This is a genomic window from Mesorhizobium sp. M8A.F.Ca.ET.208.01.1.1 (assembly GCF_004791315.1).
Classification (GTDB): domain Bacteria; phylum Pseudomonadota; class Alphaproteobacteria; order Rhizobiales; family Rhizobiaceae; genus Mesorhizobium.
In genome coordinates this window covers 286,014-304,664 of record NZ_SRUT01000002.1, presented here as the reverse complement: position 1 = coordinate 304,664, position 18,651 = coordinate 286,014, and the positions used below count along the sequence as shown (strand labels likewise).

22 protein-coding genes are annotated in these 18,651 nt (G+C 63.7%); 8 read left to right on the top strand and 14 right to left on the bottom strand.

The features are described 5' to 3' along the window. Window positions 1-12 precede the first annotated feature (12 nt). From EN851_RS12025 to denD, 4 genes are all read left to right on the top strand, one after another. The gene (locus tag EN851_RS12025; RefSeq protein WP_127275851.1) at window positions 13-699 is read left to right on the top strand and encodes a GNAT family protein; all 687 of its coding nucleotides are present in this window, start codon (window positions 13-15) and stop codon (window positions 697-699) included. A gap of 14 nt (window positions 700-713) precedes the next feature. Then, complete coding sequence (locus EN851_RS12020; RefSeq protein ID WP_135929293.1) at window positions 714-1,688, top strand: cation diffusion facilitator family transporter; 975 nt, start codon at window positions 714-716, stop codon at window positions 1,686-1,688. Between the two features lie 89 nt (window positions 1,689-1,777). Then, window positions 1,778-1,990 carry a hypothetical protein gene (locus tag EN851_RS12015; RefSeq protein WP_127869897.1) on the top strand — a complete coding sequence of 71 codons (213 nt, stop codon included), beginning with the start codon at window positions 1,778-1,780 and terminating at the stop codon, window positions 1,988-1,990. 12 nt (window positions 1,991-2,002) lie between these two features. Then, window positions 2,003-2,980, top strand: coding sequence for a D-erythronate dehydrogenase (denD, locus tag EN851_RS12010; RefSeq protein ID WP_135929292.1), 978 nt, complete (start codon window positions 2,003-2,005; stop codon window positions 2,978-2,980). 35 nt (window positions 2,981-3,015) lie between these two features. On the opposite strand, the gene EN851_RS12005 is transcribed toward denD, so the two are convergent. The 4 genes from EN851_RS12005 to EN851_RS11990 all read right to left on the bottom strand — a co-directional run bounded on the left by EN851_RS12005 (window position 3,016) and on the right by EN851_RS11990 (window position 7,282). After that, window positions 3,016-4,236 carry a nickel/cobalt transporter gene (locus EN851_RS12005; RefSeq protein ID WP_135929291.1) on the bottom strand — a complete coding sequence of 407 codons (1,221 nt, stop codon included), beginning with the start codon at window positions 4,234-4,236 and terminating at the stop codon, window positions 3,016-3,018. Beyond that, window positions 4,233-4,901 carry a DUF1007 family protein gene (locus EN851_RS12000; protein WP_127275855.1) on the bottom strand — a complete coding sequence of 223 codons (669 nt, stop codon included), beginning with the start codon at window positions 4,899-4,901 and terminating at the stop codon, window positions 4,233-4,235. Before EN851_RS12000 ends, EN851_RS12005 begins: the two co-directional genes overlap by 4 nt. A 180-nt stretch (window positions 4,902-5,081) precedes the next feature. Next, window positions 5,082-5,981, bottom strand: a complete 900-nt coding sequence (locus EN851_RS11995) for a LysR family transcriptional regulator (RefSeq protein ID WP_127275856.1) — start codon at window positions 5,979-5,981, stop codon at window positions 5,082-5,084. 104 nt (window positions 5,982-6,085) lie between these two features. Next, on the bottom strand, window positions 6,086-7,282 hold the full coding sequence (locus tag EN851_RS11990) for an amidase (RefSeq protein ID WP_127275857.1): 1,197 nt from the start codon (window positions 7,280-7,282) through the stop codon (window positions 6,086-6,088). A gap of 542 nt (window positions 7,283-7,824) precedes the next feature. On the opposite strand from EN851_RS11990, the gene odc2 reads away from it, so the two are divergent. Both odc2 and EN851_RS11980 read left to right on the top strand, forming a co-directional pair. Then, window positions 7,825-8,958, top strand: coding sequence for an ornithine/lysine decarboxylase (gene odc2, locus EN851_RS11985; protein ID WP_135881309.1), 1,134 nt, complete (start codon window positions 7,825-7,827; stop codon window positions 8,956-8,958). A gap of 98 nt (window positions 8,959-9,056) precedes the next feature. Further along, complete coding sequence (locus tag EN851_RS11980; RefSeq protein ID WP_135881308.1) at window positions 9,057-9,632, top strand: N-acetyltransferase; 576 nt, start codon at window positions 9,057-9,059, stop codon at window positions 9,630-9,632. A gap of 82 nt (window positions 9,633-9,714) precedes the next feature. Here EN851_RS11980 and EN851_RS11975 read toward each other — a convergent pair whose 3' ends face one another. The 6 genes from EN851_RS11975 to EN851_RS11950 form a co-directional block, all read right to left on the bottom strand. Further along, window positions 9,715-9,999, bottom strand: coding sequence for an SCP2 sterol-binding domain-containing protein (locus EN851_RS11975; protein ID WP_027144782.1), 285 nt, complete (start codon window positions 9,997-9,999; stop codon window positions 9,715-9,717). Window positions 10,000-10,192: 193 nt separating this feature from the next. Continuing rightward, a complete protein-coding gene (locus tag EN851_RS11970; protein WP_127869893.1) occupies window positions 10,193-10,714 on the bottom strand; it encodes a hypothetical protein in 522 nt (173 codons plus the stop codon). A 29-nt stretch (window positions 10,715-10,743) separates the two neighbouring features. Further along, window positions 10,744-11,169 (bottom strand): hypothetical protein, encoded by a 426-nt coding sequence (locus EN851_RS11965; RefSeq protein ID WP_127869892.1) that lies wholly within the window; start codon window positions 11,167-11,169, stop codon window positions 10,744-10,746. 13 nt (window positions 11,170-11,182) lie between these two features. Continuing rightward, a complete protein-coding gene (locus tag EN851_RS11960; RefSeq protein ID WP_189521835.1) occupies window positions 11,183-11,755 on the bottom strand; it encodes a rod-binding protein in 573 nt (190 codons plus the stop codon). Between the two features lie 168 nt (window positions 11,756-11,923). Then, window positions 11,924-12,796 carry an NmrA family NAD(P)-binding protein gene (locus EN851_RS11955; protein WP_135929290.1) on the bottom strand — a complete coding sequence of 291 codons (873 nt, stop codon included), beginning with the start codon at window positions 12,794-12,796 and terminating at the stop codon, window positions 11,924-11,926. A gap of 44 nt (window positions 12,797-12,840) precedes the next feature. Beyond that, a complete protein-coding gene (locus EN851_RS11950) occupies window positions 12,841-13,263 on the bottom strand; it encodes a DoxX family protein (RefSeq protein ID WP_135929289.1) in 423 nt (140 codons plus the stop codon). Window positions 13,264-13,377: 114 nt separating this feature from the next. Between EN851_RS11950 and EN851_RS11945 the strand changes: the two genes are divergently transcribed. Continuing rightward, the gene (locus EN851_RS11945; protein WP_135915045.1) at window positions 13,378-14,283 is read left to right on the top strand and encodes a LysR family transcriptional regulator; all 906 of its coding nucleotides are present in this window, start codon (window positions 13,378-13,380) and stop codon (window positions 14,281-14,283) included. A 171-nt stretch (window positions 14,284-14,454) separates the two neighbouring features. Here EN851_RS11945 and EN851_RS11940 read toward each other — a convergent pair whose 3' ends face one another. From EN851_RS11940 to flhA, 3 genes are read right to left on the bottom strand one after another with little or no spacing between them, the layout of a single operon-like run. After that, window positions 14,455-14,835: a hypothetical protein gene (locus tag EN851_RS11940; RefSeq protein ID WP_135929288.1), complete on the bottom strand. Its 381-nt coding sequence runs from the start codon at window positions 14,833-14,835 to the stop codon at window positions 14,455-14,457. 1 nt (window position 14,836) lies between these two features. After that, window positions 14,837-15,589, bottom strand: a complete 753-nt coding sequence (gene fliR / locus EN851_RS11935; protein WP_127275865.1) for a flagellar biosynthetic protein FliR — start codon at window positions 15,587-15,589, stop codon at window positions 14,837-14,839. Further along, entirely contained in the window at window positions 15,586-17,673 is a 2,088-nt protein-coding gene (gene flhA, locus EN851_RS11930; protein WP_127869888.1) for a flagellar biosynthesis protein FlhA, read from the bottom strand. Before flhA ends, fliR begins: the two co-directional genes overlap by 4 nt. Window positions 17,674-17,789: 116 nt before the next feature. Between flhA and EN851_RS11925 the strand changes: the two genes are divergently transcribed. Next, window positions 17,790-18,089, top strand: a complete 300-nt coding sequence (locus EN851_RS11925) for a putative quinol monooxygenase (RefSeq protein ID WP_135929287.1) — start codon at window positions 17,790-17,792, stop codon at window positions 18,087-18,089. Window positions 18,090-18,123: 34 nt separating this feature from the next. On the opposite strand, the gene EN851_RS11920 is transcribed toward EN851_RS11925, so the two are convergent. Continuing rightward, a complete protein-coding gene (locus tag EN851_RS11920; RefSeq protein WP_135929286.1) occupies window positions 18,124-18,603 on the bottom strand; it encodes a MarR family transcriptional regulator in 480 nt (159 codons plus the stop codon). Window positions 18,604-18,651: the final 48 nt, after the last annotated feature.

Here is an 18,651-nt window from a genome sequence, read left to right as displayed (position 1 = left end):
TTGGAGATTCTGGTGACGGAAAATCTTGAAAACTGGCAGCCACGTCCTCGGCCCGAGCGCAAGGTGCTGGAGGGACGGACCGTCAGGCTCGAGCCGCTGAACGCCGCGAAGCACGGCGACGGTCTCTACGAAGCCTCGTCCGTATCCGACGTCGGTGGCCGCTTTGCCTGGTTGCCCGACTATCCGCCGGAAACCCGCGCTGCCTTCCAGCCATGGCTGGATAAGGTGGAGGCGAGCGAGGATCCGCTGTTCTTCGCCGTCATCGACAAGGCCAGCGGCAAGATCGCGGGACGCCAGACGCTGATGCGCATCGATCCGACCTATGGCGTCATCGAGATCGGCAATATCTATTGGGGACCGCTCATCTCGCGCAAGCCGGCGGCGACGGAAGCCCAGTTCCTGTTCATGAAATACATCTTCGACGAACTCGGCTATCGCCGTTACGAATGGAAGTGCAACAACCGCAACGAGCCGTCGAAGCGCGCGGCGGAACGGTTCGGCTTCAAGTTCGAGGGCATTTTCCGCCAGCATCTCATCGTCAAGGGTGAAAACCGCGACACCGCGTGGTATTCGGTCATCGACAAGGAATGGCCGGCTCTGCGCAAGGCTTATGAAGCTTGGCTCGATCCGGCCAATTTCGATGGCGACGGCCAGCAGAAGAGGCGGCTCGAGGATTTTCGCGCGGAATTCGGCGCCTAACGGGAGTTTGCCATTTGTCGCATACCCACGATCACGGCGGGCATGACCATGGCGCCGGCCATGTGCATGGCTCGACCGACAAGAAGCGCGTCCTGATCGCGGCCTGCCTTACCGCCGGCTTCATGGTCGCCGAGGCGCTCGGCGGTCTGTTTACGGGGTCACTGGCGCTGCTGGCCGATGCCGGCCACATGCTCGCCGACGCCATCGCGCTCGGCCTGGCCTGGTATGCCTTTCATCTGGCAAGCCGCCCGGCGACCGGCCAGCTCACCTACGGTTTCGGCCGGGTCAAGACGCTGGTGGCCTACACCAACGGCATCGCCATCTTCGTCATCGCGCTGTGGATCGTCTACGAGGCTTGGGATCGCCTGCAGACACCGGCGCCGGTGCTGGGTGGACCGATGCTGGTGGTGGCGATCCTTGGCCTGTTGGTCAACATAGGCTCCTTCCTGGTGCTGCATGGCGGCGATCGAGACAACCTCAACATGCGCGGCGCCATCCTGCATGTGCTTGGCGATCTGCTCGGCTCGGCAGCCGCGATCGTGGCGGCACTGGTCATCCTGGCGACCGGCTGGACGCCGATCGACCCGATCCTGTCCGTGCTGGTCTCGTTGCTGATCCTGTCCACCGCCTGGTCGCTGATGCGTGCCGCCGCCCACGTCCTGCTCGAAGGCGTACCGCCGCGCCTCGACCGCGACCTGATCGCCGGGGACATCCAGGCAACGGTCCAGGGTGTGCGCGAAGTGCACCATATGCATATCTGGTCGATCGACGGGACAAGCAGCATGGCGACGCTGCATGCGTGCCTCAACGAGGGCGTCGATGCGCATCAGGCCGTCAGCGCCATCAAGAAGCGGCTTGCCAGCGAACACGGCATCAGCCATGCCACCGTGGAACCGGAATTCGGCCAGTGCGCCGACGATGGTGACGACCACGATCATGAGCATCAGCATGGGCACGATGCGGCTGCGCATCACGGCCACTATCACTAGGTCCGACCGATGACCATCGATCGGACCTGCCTCAGGAGTTCTCCAGCTTTGAAACTCAGCCCGATCAACGACCGCCGCTCCGGTGCGGCATGATGGACCGTGACACGCGCAATGCGGCCATCGCGGCGGTCTGGATCATGCTTGTGTTCGGCATTGCAGCCTTCTACCTGCCGACCATGATGTTGGCACTCGGCAGTTTTTCGACCGTGCTGGCGGGTATCTTCGGCACCGTCTTCGTGCTGGCGTTTTTCTTGGTGTTCTGGCTGCGCGCGCGCACCCAGCGTAATAATCGGGACAAGTAAGGGATATCGGACATGCGCATTCTGATCACTGGCGCCGCGGGCATGGTCGGCCGCAAGCTCATCGCCCGGCTGGCCAAGGACGGCACGCTGCGGGGCAAGAAGATCACCGCGCTCGATCTGCACGACATCGTGCCACCGCAGGCGCCGGCCATGGACGGCGTCAGCGTCGCACTGCACACGGGTGACCTTGCCGAAGCAGGCGCCGCGGAGAGCCTGGTCGCATCACGTCCCGATGTCGTCTTCCATCTCGCCGGCGTCGTGTCGGGTGAGGCGGAAGCGAATTTCGACCTCGGCTACCGCGTCAACCTCGACGGCACGCGCGCGCTGTTCGACGCCATCCGCCTGGGCGGATTCGCGCCGCGCGTCGTCTTCACCTCGTCGATCGCGGTGTTCGGCGCGCCGTTCCCGGATGTCATACCGGACGACTTCCATCCGACGCCGTTGACCTCCTACGGCACTCAGAAGCAGATGAGCGAAGCGCTGCTCGCCGACTATTCCAGGCGCGGTTTCTTCGACGGGATCGGCATAAGGCTGCCGACGATCTGCGTGCGGCCGGGCAAGCCGAACAAGGCGGCCTCCGGCTTCTTCTCCGGGATCATCCGCGAGCCGCTGAGCGGGCAGGAGGCGATCCTGCCGGTGCCGCGCTCGGTCGTGCATACCCATGCCAGCCCGCGCTCGGCGGTGAATTTCCTGATCCATGCGGCTGGCATCGACGGTGCCGCCGTCGGGCCGCGCCGCAACCTGACGATGCCGGGCGTCGCCGTCAGCGTTGGCGAGCAGATCGAGGCGCTGGAACGCATCGCCGGATCGAAGACGGCAAAGCTGATCCGCGAGGTGCCAGACGAGACGATCTGGGCGATCGTCAAGGGCTGGCCGACCCGGTTCGAGGCGCGGCGCTCTCGGGAGCTTGGCTTCAGCGCCGAGAAGAGTTTCGACGAGATCATCCGCGCCCATATCGAGGATGAGCTGGGCGGCAAGATACCCAATTAGAGGTCCGCAGCCACCCGTTCGATCGTGGTGGAGGCCTAGACGCCGCCTGTCAGGCTCGCCGACAGCAGCAGCAGTCCAAACAGGAACACGAAGGCCGCGCCGCCGATCTCGACGATCGAGTGGATGCGGTTGCCCATGCGGCCGTCGCCGGCGAAATAGACCGCCCAGTTCTTAGCGGTCACGGCCATCGTCGCCAGCGCCGAGACGGTGATGGCGGTGCCGATCGACATCGCCAGCACCGACAGCAAGCCGCCGAGCCAGAGCCCGTTCAGCAGCGCGAAACTCAGCACGATCAGCGCGCCGGAGCAGGGGCGGATGCCGACCGCCGCTACCGCCGACCAGGCGGTGCGCCAGTCGAAGCGGTCACCGGACAGCATTGCCGGATCGGGCGCATGCGAGTGGCCGCAGGTTTCGCAGACCTCGCTCGCCCCATGATCGTGATGCGCATGATCATGGTGCGCGTGGTCGTGATGATGGTCATGGTCGCCATGGTCGTGATGATCGTGCGCATGGCCATGGGCATGCTCGTGATCATCATGCGCGTGCGAATGCGCGGCGTGGCTGTGGACGGCATGCGCGTGGCCGGCATGCGAATGGGAATGGGCGCCATGCGAATGACCCGCATGCGAATGGCCCGCGTGCGAATGACCCGCGTGCGCCGCGGACAGGCTGTAGGCCGGGCCTCGCCCGAACAGGCGCAGGACCGAAGGTCCGAGCTTGCGCCATAGCAGCCACGCACCGAACAGGGTGACGAAGACAAAGCTCATGATCTCCATGAACCAGGCGGCGTCGGTCATCGAGACGGCGGTGCCGCGCAGGACGAAATAGGCGACCGCCATCACCGCGACCGCGGTCAGGCCCTGCAACAGCGCCGAGACGAAGGACAAAAGGATGCCGCGCCGCAGCGCCACTTCATTGGCCACCATATAGGACGAGATGACAGCCTTGCCGTGACCGGGGCCGGCGGCGTGGAAAATGCCATAGGCGAAGGACAGGCCGATGAGCACCCAGAGCTTGCTATTGTCCTGGCGCATCGCCTTCATGGCCGTCGCCAGCGCGCGATAGAATTCCTGCTGCCTGAGGTTGATCCACATCAGGATGTGGGCGAACGGACCGGTGCTGGGCGCCATGCCATCATTGACGCCGATGCCGAGCGAACTCTGGGCGTGCGCGGCATTGGCGAAATGCATCGTGGCAAAAGCGATGGCCAACAGGCCGAATGCCAAACGCAGGGACGGTTTCGTCACCGGGTTCATCCTTCTGGCTGACAGGTCAGTTCGAGCTTGGTGGCGAAGATCTTGCTCATGTCGGTGCCTGTCGGATCGTTGAAGAAGGCATCCGTCAGGGTCTTCTGGTTTTCCTTGATCGCTTCGTCCGGATCAGGACGGACCACCTTGCTGGCACAGTTCGAGGGCAGGCCCTCGACCGTGATGTTGGAATCCTCGGTGAAGTCGATCGCGGTGTAGAACGTCGGATCATAGACGCCGATGTCGATCTTGCCGGTCAGCTTGATCGGCGCCTTCGGCTCGGACTCGAACAGGATGATCAACTGGTCGTTGTCGAAATTGGCCATCAGGTGGGGCGGCGGCGTCATCGCCACGTCCTTGCCGTCCTGCGTGACGAGCTGGAAGTAATTGAACTCGGCCAGCGAGGCGTGGACCGTGTCGGCGACCTCCTTCAGCTCCTTGTCGTCAAGCTTCAGGTCGGAGTTCTTGTCGAACTCCATCATCACCGTACTCGAAAACAGATCGTCGAAGCGCCAGAGATGGCGCAGCGCTTTCACACTTTGGTGATCCGGGGCCAGGATCACGTCGAGGCGTGCCTCGGCGAAGACGTGCGGATGCACCTCGGCCGGTCCCGTCGCGGCGAAAGTCGCCGCCAAGGCCGAAGCCAGCGTGATTGCGTGCCGTTTCAAATACATTCGCGGTCGCGATTCCCTTGGCTTTCGGAAAGAGTTGCCGAAGGTTACCAGAAAGGGGGCGAAATTGGGACTGTCGGCGCATGTCACCCAAAAGTGCGCGGCGGTTCAGGGACAAGGGCACGCACGCAACGAGAACTCAAAGCGCATCGCGGCGCGACGCGCCTCGAGGCCTGAGGCAGGTCAGGCGCTCTCACGCGTCCTGAACCACTGCACCAGGAAGTCGACGAAAACGCGCACCTTCGCCGGCAGATAGCGGCGATGCGGGTAGACGGCGAAGATGCCGCCGCCCGATAGGATGCGGTCGTCGAGCACCGCCACCAATTGGCCGCTCTTGAGGTCAGGCGCGGCGATGAAATCCGGCAGGATGCAAAATCCAAGACCCGACAGGGCCGCGGCGCGCGCCGCCATCGGGCTGTTGACCTCGATCGGGCCCGACACGGCAATGCTCACCGGATCGCCATTGTCGCCCTTGAACGGCCAGTTGTTCAGTCCGCGGCCATTGGTGTCGACGATGCAGGGCATGTGGCTGAGATCCTGCGGCCGTGTCGGCATGCCATGCTTGGCGATCAGTTCGGGAGAACCGCAGAGCTTGATCGAGAACGGCGCCAGGCGCCTTGCGATCAGTGACGAATTCTCCAGCCGCGAGATGCGCACCGCGAGGTCGAAGCCTTCCTCGACGAGATCGACGAAGCGGTCGTCGAGCTGGATGTCGAGCACGATGTCGGGATACTGCTTGGCAAAGTCGATCAGCGACTGGCCGATCGGCGCGTCGGCGAAGGTGCGCGGCGCCGACAGCTTGATGCGGCCGCGCACATCGCCGGAGGACTCGCGCACGGCGTCGGCCAGGCTGTCGACTTCGCGCACGATCTCGGAGGCGCGACGGTAGTAGGTGTGGCCGGCCTCGGTCATCGAGAACTGGCGCGTCGTGCGGTTCAGCAGCAGCGCGCCGAGTTCGTCCTCCAGCTCGCGCACATATTTTGACAGCAGCGCCTTGGAGCGGCCGATCTTGCGCGCCGCCGCCGAAAAGCCCTCGGCCTCGACGACGTCGATGAAGGCGCGCATGCGGGTCAGTGTGTCCATTATTCAGGCCCTTTGTGCTGCGTCCAAAGCGCGTCGCGTCGAAACGAATTCACGCGACGCGCTTTGAGTGTTGTTTGATGCATGTCGTCTTCGCAAAACCGAGGTCACTTTTGCGCGACATGCATTAGAAGTTTTCGGCCGAGCCGTATCAGGGCAATGTCGCTGCCGGAAGGGCCAAGCAGCGAAAGTCCAAACGGTGCGCCGGCAACCGAGCCGATCGGCAAGGTGATTTGGGGAAAGCCGGAGAGCCCGGCCAGGCACAGAAGGTGCAAGGCGCGCTCGCGATAGGCCTGGAACTGCTCGGGTGTGCTGTCGACATAAGGCGCCGGACCCGGCACCGTCGGCAGAATAAGGAAACCGTCCTTGCCGAGCAGGGCGCTCAATTCACCGCGAAAGGTCAGCCGGCGCACTTTTTCGGCCTGTGCCGTCCGGTCGTCGACGGCACGGCCGAAGCCGAACCGCTCCTCGACCCCAGGCCCAAGGTCGCGCTCGCCGCTGGTGATCCATTCGCCATGCACCGTCCAGGCCTCCCTGGCCTGCAGCCGGCGAAAGCACCAGTAGAGTTCATCCGGAGAAGAGCTGAAGCGCGACATCGGCGTCGCCGGCGTACCGAACACCGCGCTCGCCAGCGCCTTCATTCCTGCAAATTCGGCGAGCGCCGGCCGGGCGATCATTTCGTCCAGCCAGCCGAGCGTCAGCGGCCGATCCAGGGAATGTTGATGCGGATCGCGGCCAAGCAGCAGCTTGCCGACGGTCTCGTAGGTTTCGATGTCGTCGGCGAACCAGCCGAACGTGTCGAAACTCGGCGCCAACTGCATGGTGCCGTCGAGGGAAATGCGGCCATGCGTGGTGCGGAGGCCAATCAGCCCGCAGAAACTCGCCGGCGCGCGGATAGAACCACCTGTGTCGGACCCCGTTGCGATGTCGGCCAGCCTGCCCGCCACCGCCGCGGCCGACCCCGAAGACGAACCGCCGGTGACGCGGTCGAGAGCCGCCGGGTTCACCGGAAACGGAAAATGCGCGTTCTGGCCGAACAGAGCGAAGGCGAGTTCGTCGGTCTGGGTCTTGCCGACGAAACGCGCGCCCGCGTCGAGAATCATCTGCACGGCGCCTGCCGTGCGCGAAGCGGCGTGGCCTCCGGCGAATTTCTGCAAATTGCCGCAACCGGTGCGGTAGCCGGCGACGTCGTAAATGTCCTTGACCGCCAGCCGCAGCCCGGCCAGCGGCCCAAGCTCGGCATGCGCCACCGGCATCTGGCGGAGATCGAGAAAGGCGTTGAAGGGGCCGTGTGTGCCTGTCATCGTTCGATATCCGGATACGGTTGCGCCAACATTGTTCGATGCCAGAAATTTTACAACCTGGGATACGATTTTTATTGATTGTGAAATGCTTCGCTCTTATATCGCGCTTGCCCAAAGTCGCACGTGCCTGTGGGTGTCCGCCGATCCTCGAATGGTGAGGGAAATCGGTAAGGTAACTGGAGCCAACCCCTCCAGTCGGTTTAGCGGCCAACCGCCAGACCGAGGACACCTTGAAGCAACGACGGTGCGGGCCTTTCTGGTTCTCTGCCGGTTGTCCAAAGACCGGGGTTACTGAAGAGGCACACCTTCATTGCCGGCAGTGCGGAACGGGGTTCTCCCAATCCAAGCCAAGGCAGACAAAGCGAACCGAAGCCGGGCAAGGCCAAGGTTCATCGCCGCGAGACGGCGTTTCATGGTTCCGGGGTCTCCACCGGCTGGTTCCATGGATTTTCCGTCCCGCCTTTGTTTGACCGCGTGTTCGCGAGGCCGACAGCCAGCGCCCGCACCCTTGTGCGCGCCGAAAGGCGCGATGGAGAAACCCGATGGCCACCCAGCGCATTCTCGACTTCCTCGCCACCCGACGTCCGTCCGGCCCCTGCCTCGTCGTCGACCTCGATGTCGTGCGCGACAATTTCCGCGCCTTCGAGAAGGCGCTGCCCGATTCCAAGATCTACTATGCGGTGAAAGCAAACCCGGCGCCGGAAATCCTGCGCCTGCTTGCTGCGATGGGTTCGTCCTTCGACACCGCTTCCGTTGCCGAAGTCGAGATGGCGATGGACGCCGGTGCGCCGGCGGACCGCATCTCCTTCGGCAACACCATCAAGAAGGAGCGTGACATCGCACGCGCCTACCAGCTCGGCATCAAGCTGTTCGCGGTCGATTGCGTCGAGGAGGTCGAGAAGATCGCCCGCGTCGCTCCCGGCGCACGCGTCTTCTGCCGCGTTTTGACAGATGGCGAAGGCGCCGAATGGCCGCTGTCGCGCAAGTTCGGCTGCGTGCCCGACATGGCCGTCGATGTGCTGCGCCATGCCAAGGGCCTGGGCCTCGACGCCTATGGCGTGTCGTTCCATGTCGGCTCGCAGCAGACCGACCTGACCGCATGGGACCGTGCGCTGGCCGACGCCAAGAAGGTGTTCGCGACGCTCGCCGAGGAAGGCATCGTGCTCAAGATGGTCAATATGGGCGGCGGCTTCCCGACCCGCTATTTGCGTGACGTGCCGGCGGCGCAGGCCTATGGCCAGGCGATCTTCTCGGCGCTGCGCAAGCATTTCGGCAACGCCATTCCCGAGACGATCATCGAGCCGGGCCGCGGCATGGTCGGCAATGCCGGCGTCATCAAGTCGGAAGTCGTGCTGATCTCGAAGAAGGCCGACAACGACAATGTACGCTGGGTGTTCCTCGACATCGGCAAGTTCGGCGGCCTAGCCGAGACGATGGACGAGGCGATCCGCTACCCGATCGTCACCGCGCATGACGGCACCGAGACCGCGCCTTGCGTGCTCGCCGGCCCGACCTGCGATTCGGCCGACGTGATGTACGAGAAGACGCCGTATCCGCTGCCTTTGTCGCTGACCATCGGCGACGAGGTGCTGATCGAAGGCACCGGCGCCTACACGACCACCTATTCGGCGGTCGCCTTCAACGGCTTCGAGCCTCTCCGATCCTACGTGATCTGACGGTTCGAAAGAACCGATCAGATCATCCCAGGTGGGCGCCCGTCGCCCGCTTGGGCTCGCCTGTGGAACAGATCTCCGCTCGTGAAGGGATCGCGGAAATGGAAATGTCAGTTGAAATCGTAGCTCATGCGCCGGCCTTCGCCGTGGTCGCCGAAACCGTTGCCGACGTGGCGGCGCGCGAAGCCTTGCTCGATCGCGCCATGGGGCCGAAGCGCAAGACCAAATCGTCGGAAAAGCTGCGGCGTGGCCGTCGGCCCTCGGAGGGTCTTGCCTTCGTCGCGCGCGATGCCTCGGGCGGCGTGGCCGGCACGGTGCGGCTATGGGATGTCACCTTGGGCGAGGGCGGTTCGTCGGCGCTGCTGCTTGGCCCGCTCGCCGTCGACCCCTCGCTCAAGAGTGCCGGCATCGGTTCGGCGCTGATGCGGCATGCCATCGCGGAAGCCGCGCGCCTCGGCCATGCGGCGATCCTGCTGGTCGGCGACGAGCCCTACTATGGCCGCTTCGGCTTTTCGGCCGCCAGGACCGGTGCGCTCGCCATGCCGGGACCTTATGAGCGGCACCGCCTGCTGGCGCTGGAACTGGTGGAGGGCGCGCTCGATGGCGCCGAGGGTACGCTGAAGGCGTCCGGCCGCAAGCTCAAGGCACAGGCGCCGATCCTGGCGCTTGAGGCTTAAGCGCGACTGCCCTTCAAAACAAACGCCGCCTGAAAAGGCGGCGTTTTGTCATCTCAAAGCCGCTTCTGGCGGCCACGTCCGTTCAGCCGATCAACTGGCTCAGCGCCATGGCGACGGTCATGTCGCCTTCGACCTTTATCTTGCCGGTCATGAAGGCCATGGTCGGATTCAGGTCTCCCGCGATCAGCGAATCCAGATCGTCGAGCGAGAGCTTGATGGTGCAGTCGGCAGGGGCGTCCGTGGTCGAGACGGTTGCGCCGTCGATGACGATGACGCCGTCGCTGCCGGTGTCGAATTTCACGGAACGATCGAACCCGCTGCTGGCCACGCGCGACTTGATCTTCTCGGCAATCTCCTGAACGCTCACGCTGTTCTCCTGTCTGGTTGCATCGTCGCGCAACGGCACTTCGGTCCAGCCGGAGGCCATGCTCTTTTCTGGGCGATCATAATCGCTGCCGCATATAGCTTTGGATTGACGTTTACGTCAACGCAAATTGCGGGAATCGGCCCCGGCGCCGACTGCTATGGGGACCGCTGGCGCCGGCCCGACGGCCGATGGCTCAATGCGCGCTGACCGGCTTAGGCGTCTCGGTCGCGGGGGTGCTGGCATCCTGCCGCCGGCGCAGCCAGTTGTCGCGGATCTCATCCTTGCTCAGGAAATTGACCTGATCGATCAGGACCTCATGCACCAGGGTTGCGCCGACACGTGTGTTGATCGTGTCGCGGATGGCGGCGCGAAAGGCGTCGAGGTCGACCGTCGCCTTCTTGGTGAAGTCGATCTGGGGATGGGCGTAGAGATAGCTGTAGACCTCGTCTGTAATCAGCGCCTCGGCCGGGATCGACAGCTTCTTTATCTGCTCGGGCTCGACGGTGTAGACGAGCTTGGCCAGGAAGTAGCCGTCGATCTTTGAATCGTGGATCAGCGGCACCGAAATGACGTCGGTCTTGACGTAGTCCAGCCCGCCCAGCATCGGCTTGGGTTTCTCGCCGACGCCGCGTTCGCCGGCGGCCTGGAACGAATAGAACACCGCGCCGAGCGTGGCGGCGCAGATCCAGACCGCTATGGCGATGACCTTGATCATTTTGAACCCGGGCCCGGCATCGCCGCGCTCTACCCTTTCAGCCTGCCGAATTCGCCGGCGGAGTAGGTGCCGTCGGTTTCGGCGCGCTGGATGGCGCTGCGCAGCAGGCCGGCGACCTCGTTGACGGCGCTCAGATGCGCCAGGATGGCGGCCTCGTTCTTCGCCAGCTTCTGGCGCAGCCGGGTCAGGCCCTCGCGATGCTGCTCGAGGAATTCGGCCTCGCTGCCGCCCTTCATGGCGCGGGTGAGCTCGTAGAGATAACGGCTCTTGCGGGCGTTCGACGCCTTGAGGTCATAGCTTGTATCGCTGCGGATGCCGGCGGTCTCTTCCTCGACCACCTCCTCGATGCGGCCGATGATGGCGGCAAGGTTTCCAGGCCGAGCGAACGGGGCCGGTGTGTCCGGCGCGGTCGCTCGTGCTGGCAGGTTGGCGGTGAATTCGGAAGAGTCGGCCATGGTGTTTCCCAGTCTAGATCTTGATGTCTGTTTTTATGGTTGTCTCGTCGCCGGTCATCGACCTGGCGGCCTTGCGCTGCAATTCCTGGACGAGCGAGGTGGACAGACGGGTTTGCTGGTCGATCTCGGTCTTTTCCGGTCCATTCGAGACCGGGCCGATCGGCACCTTGCGCTTGCCGTCCATGTAGTGGTCGGCGAGCAGCGACTTGGCGATGCCGATGCCGCCGCGATCGGCCATGACGTCGGCGACGCGCTCGGCGAGCTGCGATTTCCACATGTCGCCGGCGAGACCCGTGCCGTAGACGCCCTCGGTGTCCTTGGGCAGCATGTTCTGGATGAAGGTCTGCAAGACCATCGCCTCGAACTTCTTGAACTTCTTGGCAGGATCGGCCGTGGCGGCGGCCTTGTCGGCCGTCGCGCGTGACAGGATCGAGCCGGCATCGACAGAAGCCGCGGTGTCGACCGAAAACGTGGCAGCGACGCCGCCGGCGCGCTTGGTCAGCGCGGCGCGGGCAGCCTCGATATCCATCGGATCGGCAGCTCGGGCGACATCCATCACGATGTCGCTGGGTGGAGAAATCGCCAAGAAAGTCCGCCTTTTGCCGGGTTTCCTTAGCCAGGACCATGCCTCAACAAGCTTGTGGCAGGCTTGCGGAGGTTGGAGGTGGAACGCAGGGATGGGTGGAAGTCTGCCGCGTCCGATTCTCCTCGCAGAAGCGGGCAGCCTCCTTCTCATGCCTGATCCGTCCCGGACTTACACGTTTGGGGCGTTACGTGCAGCTTCGAACACATTGCGTGCGGACGTCGTACCCGCCACGTGCTCCGTACCCTCGACTCCGAGGTCCATCCCTCCGGCGTTGACGGCCTCATACATCGCTTCGGCCGGGCCAGACTGGCCCTTTGGAATGCCGAACTGTTCGAACGTCGCCGGCCACCCGGCCCTCGGGACGGCAAAGGCTTTAACGTCGAGCTTCATGACTTCACCCAATTGCGCGGCGACTTCATCCGCGCTCACCATCGAACCGAGTTCGATGACCCGATGCCCCGACCATGCCGGCCCGCCCAGAAGCGTTGCGACCTCGGCGCCGATGTCGTCGGTCGCGACCATGGTCGATTGCCGATTGGTTGGGTTGTAGAAGACCGGCAACGCGCCGCCCTGGGCGACTTGCAAGCCATAAAGGAAGTTTTCGAAAAACCCGCCGGCTCGCACATATGCGATCGGCAATTTCAGGTTGCCAAAGCCCTGCTCCAGAAGCGACAAGGCCGTGATCAGCCCCATCCCGCTGGTTCTGTCCGCGCCCATCGACGAAAGCGCCACGATCCGCGGCGCCGGCGCTTTGGCGAGCGCCTTGACATAGTTCGCGATGATGCCCTTGGCTTCGTTGAAATCCGGCGTGGGGGCCCAGATGGGAGGCAACATGACAAACGCGCCTTCGACGCTTTCGAGCGCCCGCTCGATCGCCTCTGCATTATTCCAGTCGCCGTCGACCAGTTCGACGCCCTGGTCTGTCCAGCTAGCCGCCTTCGCGCGGTCGCGGACGAGCGCGCGTACTTTCTTGCCCTGCGCCAGCAAATGCCTTGCCGTCGCGCCGCCAACTTTTCCCGTAATTCCCATTACTAAAAACATGCGTTTTCTCCTGATCTTGAGGCACAGAACCCTGTTCCGCGGGTTCAAAGGATGAGCGGCAGAATGGCCCGGATACGGGGATCGCGCAGATAGAGGCCGCCCCATGTCATCGCGCCCAGAAGCAGGGAAATGACTTCCGGCGGCGACCCCAACTCACCAATGCGGACATGGGCGCAGATGGCGCCGCCCAGAAAGCCCGTCACCAGGATCGCGCCGAGGACGGCGGTGGCCGGGATGGCGTAAAGGATGGCGCAGGCGAGTATGATAGGACCCACGACACGGGTCAGCTCCATCGCGAAGCCGGTTTCCAGCAACATGCTCGCGATCCGTGCCGGCGCGAAAAGCTGAACAGTGCCGTCAGCCATCAGAGCAATCACGACAAACGCGCTCATTATCCGGCCGGCCCACACGGCGCGCTGCAAGGTGATGGTTTCAGGCGCCTGATGAAGGTTCATTGTTTCGGGCACCTGTCATTCTCCGATTGGAATATATTCGGAGCTTACTGTGTCTCTTAGATATGATAAACGCCGAGGTTGAGAACTCACTGTTCTCTCTGCGGGGAACAATACCGAGGCGCGAAAATGCAGAATCTCGAACCCATCCTCATCTTCATAACGGTAGCGGAAATGGGGAGCTTCACTCACGCAGCCGACAGCTTGGGCATTCAAAAGGGAAGGGCCTCAATGGCGGTCCGCAAGCTGGAAGAAGATATCGGTGTCAGGCTCCTGCACCGGACGACGCGCAGCGTGCAGTTGACGGAAGACGGACGCGCATTTCATGCCCGTGCCCGCGATCTGCTTGCTGAGGTCGATGACTTACACTCGATGTTCGCAGGCGATCGCGTGGCACTTCGCGGGCGTCTGAGGGTCGATCTTCCGACCGAGGTTGCGCGCACAACGATCGTGCCGGCCTTGCCGGCCTTCATGGCGGCTCACCCCGAGTTGGAGCTGGAGATGTCGAGTACGGATCGGCAAGTCGATCTGGTTCAAGAGGGGTTCGACTGTGTATTGCGGCTTGGAGCCATCCGGGACGAAACGCTGATTGCCCGCCCTCTGGGCCTGTTGCGCATGGTCAACGCCGCCAGTCCCGCCTATCTGGCGCGCCACGGCGTCCCTCTATCGCTGGAAGATCTGCAGCGTCAGGAACATCGGACAATTCATTTTTCGACGGTGCTGGGCGCAAGACCCTTGGGATGGGAATATCCGGAAGGCGACAGCTACGCGACGCTTCAGTTGCCAGGTACGCTACACGTCAACAGCGCGCAGACCTACGACGCCGCTGCGCTCGCCGGCCTTGGCCTGATTCAGGCGCCACTCCTGGGGATTGGCCAATACCTGGAGAGCGGAACGCTTGTGGAGGTCCTACCCGATTTTCGTCGACGGGCGATCGCTGTGTCCCTCGTCGTGGCTCATCGGAGCAATCTGTCGCGCCGGGTCCGCGCATTCATGGCATGGATCGAAGACGTGCTGAGGCCGTATCTGGAATAGCGAGCCGAACATCTTCGTCCGTCCGTCGAAATCAACATTCTGAAGTAATGTCCGCCGTGTCGGCCAGGCGGCCCACCAGAATGGGGCATTGAAACCGGCTGACGTGAGACGCAAAGCGGATGTCCACGCTTCGGCGGACAAAGACCGTCTCTGGATCAACAAAACTCGCCGCTATTCCTGCCGCTTCTGCGCGATTAGGTCCAGCCGCTCGCGGTCTGATCTCTCGCGCTCGTCGCGGTTGCGCACGTCCTTGTAGGCGCGCTCCACCATGTTGGTGCGGGCGCTTGCCGCGGCGATGAGGCCGGCTTCCTGCCTGGCGCTTTCCAGGCTCTCTTCCTGACGCACGACGGCCTGGGCGATGCGGCGATGATAGAGATCGGGAAACAGGCCGGACAGGGAATTGTCCTGGTCGAAATGGCCGATCAATTCTCGGGCCTCGGTCTCGGCGGCGTTTGCCGCGGCCACGAAGGTGGCGTGGCGGGTCTCGTGCAGGGCTTTCAGCTGTTCCTGCACCTTGACGAGTTTCCTCAGACGATCCTTGCGCGTGCTCATTTCACCTCGCCAGTGTGAGGTCGACGAAGCCGTCGACGAACAGCGACAGCATGGTGCCGACGGCGAAATAGAAGATCAGCATGCCGCCGGCGATGACGAAGGGCTGGGAGATGAAATAGATAGGGATCTGCGGGGTCAGCTTGTTGACGAAGCCGATGGTCAGGTTGACGAGAATGGCGTAGGCGACGAACGGGCTGCCGAGGCGGATGACCAGGAAGAACGTGTCCGACACGGTGTCGGTGATGTCGACCAGCGCTGCCTGCGGGTTGAAGAAGACGTTGACCGGTGCGACCGTGTAGGACGCCACCAGGGCGCGGACGATCTCGTGGTCGAAGTCGAAGACAAACAGCATCAGCAGCGCCGAGAACGAAATGATGGCGGCGAGCGCCGCCTGCGGCTCCGGCTCCTCGATCGCCGGCCCGCCGGAGCCGCCATAGCCGATCAGCATGGCGATGGCCGAGCCCATGAAGCGAAGCGCTTCCATGTAGAGCCTGGTCATGGCGCCGATCAGCCCGCCGACCAGCAGTTCCGAAATGATCATCGGCACCAGGATCTGCGGACGCGGATCGACGAAGGGAAAGATCTTGTCCCACAGGAAGGCAAGCAGACCGCCGGTGGCGGCGACCGCCACGAACAGCCTGACCTGAACGGGCACGCGGGCGCTGGACAGGCCCGGCATCAGCATGAAGCAGGCGCCGATGCGGCAGAAGGCGAGGAACGCCGCGATGACGACGGCCTGCGAGAGAACGCTCACGATATGGTCCCGAGCACCCTGATCTCGACGCCCTTGGCGATTTCGACGTGGGAGAGCACCGGCAGCGTGGTGAACAGGCGTTCGATGATCATGCGTACATAGGGGCGAGCGTCGGGCGCGGTGACCAGCACGAAGCGCTCGCCGGCTTCCAGATGTTTCTTGATCGCCTTGGTGGCGTCCTGCCCGAACTCCTCCAACTGGCGCGGATCGATGTCGAACTCGCGCACCTCGCCCTTGGCGTCGCGCTTGAGGCTCTGGTGGAAGGCAAGATCCCAGCGGTTGCCGAGGCGCAGCACCTTGAGCACGCCGCCTTCCGAGAGGTCGCCGCAGATCTGCTGGGCCATTCGGATGCGCACATGTTCGACGATCTGCTCGGTGCGGCGCACATGCGGCGCGATCTCGGCGATGGCCTCGATGATCAGATGCAGATTGCGGATCGAGACGCGTTCGGCCAGCAAAAGCTTCAGCACCGCCTGAAGGCCGGGATAGGAGATGTGGGTGGTGCAGATCTCGTCGGCGAGCTTGCGGTATTCCTGGTCCTGGCGTTCGAGCAACGCCTTCATGTCCTTGTAGGAGAGCAGCTGCGGCAGGTTGTTGCGGATGACTTCCGAGAGATGGGTGAGCAGCACCGACATATTGTCGGCGAAGGTGAAGTTCTCGCGCTTCAGATCCTCGGCGAAGGTTTCCATGACGGAATAGGCGCGCATGCCGAAGGCGGGCTCGCGAATCTCCTCGCCGGGGATTTCGGGTATGTCGCGGTTACCGAGCAGCACCATGATCTCGCCGACGCGCATGGAATATTCGGCGACCACGGTGCCATGCACCTTGATCTGATAGCTTTTCGGCGGGATGGCGAAGTCGTCGGCGACGCGGACTTCCGGAACGACGAAGCCGTATTGCTGCGCGAATTTCTTGCGCATCTTGGACATGCGGAAGACCAGTTCCTGATGCGAGACCAGGAGCCGGGTCGAAAGCTGCTTGCCGATCAGGAGTTCGATCTCGGCGGTGGCGAGAGAGGCCTTGACCGAGTTCTTTTCTTCCTCGGCCTTTGTCGCCTTCTCCTGGCTCTTCAGCGCCTCGGCCTCGGCGACCGCCCGGTTGTGGCGCATCGGAATGACATAGCCGAGGCCGGCCATGCCGGCGGCCAGCGCGAAGAACGGGAACAGCGGCAGGCCGGGCATCAGGCCGAGCAGAACCAGCAGCGCGGCCGCCACATAGAGCGCGCGCGGATGAGCGCCGAGCTGCCCGAACACGGCCTGGTTGGTCGAGCCGCGGGTGCCGCCCTTGGAAACCAAGAGGCCGGCGGCGAGCGAGACGATCAGCGCCGGGATCTGGGTGACGAGACCATCGCCAACCGACAGCTTGATGAACACGTCGGCGGCCTCGCCCATGCCCATGCCGTGCCTGATGTAGCCGATGGCGATGCCGCCGACGATGTTGATGGCGGTGATGATGAGGCCGGCGATGGCGTCGCCGCGCACGAATTTCGAGGCACCGTCCATCGAGCCGAAGAAGGAGCTTTCTTCTTCCAGTTCGCGGCGCCGCAGCTGCGCGGTCTTGTCGTCGATCATGCCGGCGGACAGGTCGGCGTCGATCGACATCTGCTTGCCCGGGATGGCGTCGAGGGTGAAGCGGGCGCCGACCTCGGCGATGCGGGTGGCGCCCTTGGTGATGACGATGAAGTTCACCACGATCAGGATCATGAAGACGATGAGGCCGATGACGAAGTCGCTGGCCATGACCAGCTTGGAGAATCCGGCGATGACATAGCCGGCGGCGTGCGTACCCTCATTGCCATGCGACAGGATCATGCGCGTGGTGGCGATGTTGAGCGACAGGCGCAGCATGGTGGCGATGAGCAGCACGGTCGGGAACGAGGAGAAATCGAGCGGCCGCTGGATCCACAGCGCCACCATCAGGATCAGCACCGAAAGCGCGATCGAGAAGGCCAGCCCGATGTCGATGAGAAAGGCCGGGATCGGCAGGAACAGCACGGCCAGGATGATGACGATGCCGAGCGCGAAGAAGATGTCGCGGCCGTTCTTGGCCACCGCGCCGGGCTGGATGCTTTCGCTGATCGCCATTCTCGTCCTCGAACCCATAGGGCTGCCGAGCATGCGACAGCCCGGCGAGGGTAGCTGGCCAAGCTTGCGCGAGGGTGGGAGAGTGGCCGGATCGACTCTCTCGCGAAGGACTATCCATGCTGCTGATCATCGGTACGATCCGCCTGCCGCCCGGCAGGTTCGACGAGGCAAGGCCGGTGATGGAGCGCATGGTTCGCGCCAGCCGCGCCGAGGACGGATGCCTTGAATATTCCTACGCGCAGGATGTGCTTGATCCCGGCTTGATCCGGGTCACCGAGGTATGGCGCGACCGGCCGGCACTCGATGCGCATTTCCGCTCGCCGCACATCGCCGACTGGCGCGCGAGCTGGCCGGGGCTCGGCATCGGCGAGCGCAATCTGGTGCTCTACGAGGCCGGCGAACCCATGCCGACCTGAACGGTCCGGCGCCTCGCCAGCCGCCAGCAAGCAATCAGGTTTCGGCGGTATCGGCGGTGGCAACGCCGACCAGCCACCGCCTGACGGCTCGTTCCTCCGACGCCGACAGACCGGTGGACAGTTCGGTCTCGATCGCATGCACACGGTCCCGGCATCGCCGCAGCAGCGCCTGTCCACTGGGGCTGAGCTCGATATGCTGGATGCGCCCATGTACGGCGTGGGGCTTGCGCAGCAGCGAGCCGGCGCGCTCCAGATTGGTGACGATGACGCTGAGCGTTTGCGGGGTGAGCAGCGCCAGCCGGGCAAGATCGGCGTTGGAGAGGCCGGGATAGGCCGCCAGCATGGTCAGCGTGACGAATTGCGGCTGCGTCACGCCGAGGTCGGCCAGCGCCCGGTCGACCCTCAGCCGATGCGCGCCGGCGGCCTGCCGCAGGAGATAGCCGAGATAGCCTTGCTCGCCGCGTTTGCCTTCGCCCGGAGCCGGAACCGAGGCATGTTGATCTGGCTTGCGCATGATGTAAGAGCTCTTATATGTTGTTCGAACCCTGAGATTATAGCAGAG

Coding starts and splice junctions, on each gene's coding strand:
- denD (WP_135929292.1), top strand. CDS start 2,003: ATGCGCATTCTGATCACTGGCGCCGCGGGCATGGTCGGCCGCAAGCTC.
- EN851_RS11940 (WP_135929288.1), bottom strand. CDS start 14,835: ATGAGCACGCGCAAGGATCGTCTGAGGAAACTCGTCAAGGTGCAGGAA.
- EN851_RS11925 (WP_135929287.1), top strand. CDS start 17,790: ATGCTGCTGATCATCGGTACGATCCGCCTGCCGCCCGGCAGGTTCGAC.
- EN851_RS11920 (WP_135929286.1), bottom strand. CDS start 18,603: ATGCGCAAGCCAGATCAACATGCCTCGGTTCCGGCTCCGGGCGAAGGC.
- EN851_RS11970 (WP_127869893.1), bottom strand. CDS start 10,714: ATGATCAAGGTCATCGCCATAGCGGTCTGGATCTGCGCCGCCACGCTC.
- flhA (WP_127869888.1), bottom strand. CDS start 17,673: ATGGCGATCAGCGAAAGCATCCAGCCCGGCGCGGTGGCCAAGAACGGC.
- EN851_RS11955 (WP_135929290.1), bottom strand. CDS start 12,796: ATGTTTTTAGTAATGGGAATTACGGGAAAAGTTGGCGGCGCGACGGCA.
- odc2 (WP_135881309.1), top strand. CDS start 7,825: ATGGCCACCCAGCGCATTCTCGACTTCCTCGCCACCCGACGTCCGTCC.
- EN851_RS11990 (WP_127275857.1), bottom strand. CDS start 7,282: ATGACAGGCACACACGGCCCCTTCAACGCCTTTCTCGATCTCCGCCAG.
- EN851_RS11945 (WP_135915045.1), top strand. CDS start 13,378: ATGCAGAATCTCGAACCCATCCTCATCTTCATAACGGTAGCGGAAATG.
- EN851_RS12015 (WP_127869897.1), top strand. CDS start 1,778: ATGATGGACCGTGACACGCGCAATGCGGCCATCGCGGCGGTCTGGATC.
- EN851_RS11995 (WP_127275856.1), bottom strand. CDS start 5,981: ATGGACACACTGACCCGCATGCGCGCCTTCATCGACGTCGTCGAGGCC.
- EN851_RS11980 (WP_135881308.1), top strand. CDS start 9,057: ATGGAAATGTCAGTTGAAATCGTAGCTCATGCGCCGGCCTTCGCCGTG.
- EN851_RS12000 (WP_127275855.1), bottom strand. CDS start 4,901: ATGTATTTGAAACGGCACGCAATCACGCTGGCTTCGGCCTTGGCGGCG.
- EN851_RS12005 (WP_135929291.1), bottom strand. CDS start 4,236: ATGAACCCGGTGACGAAACCGTCCCTGCGTTTGGCATTCGGCCTGTTG.
- EN851_RS11965 (WP_127869892.1), bottom strand. CDS start 11,169: ATGGCCGACTCTTCCGAATTCACCGCCAACCTGCCAGCACGAGCGACC.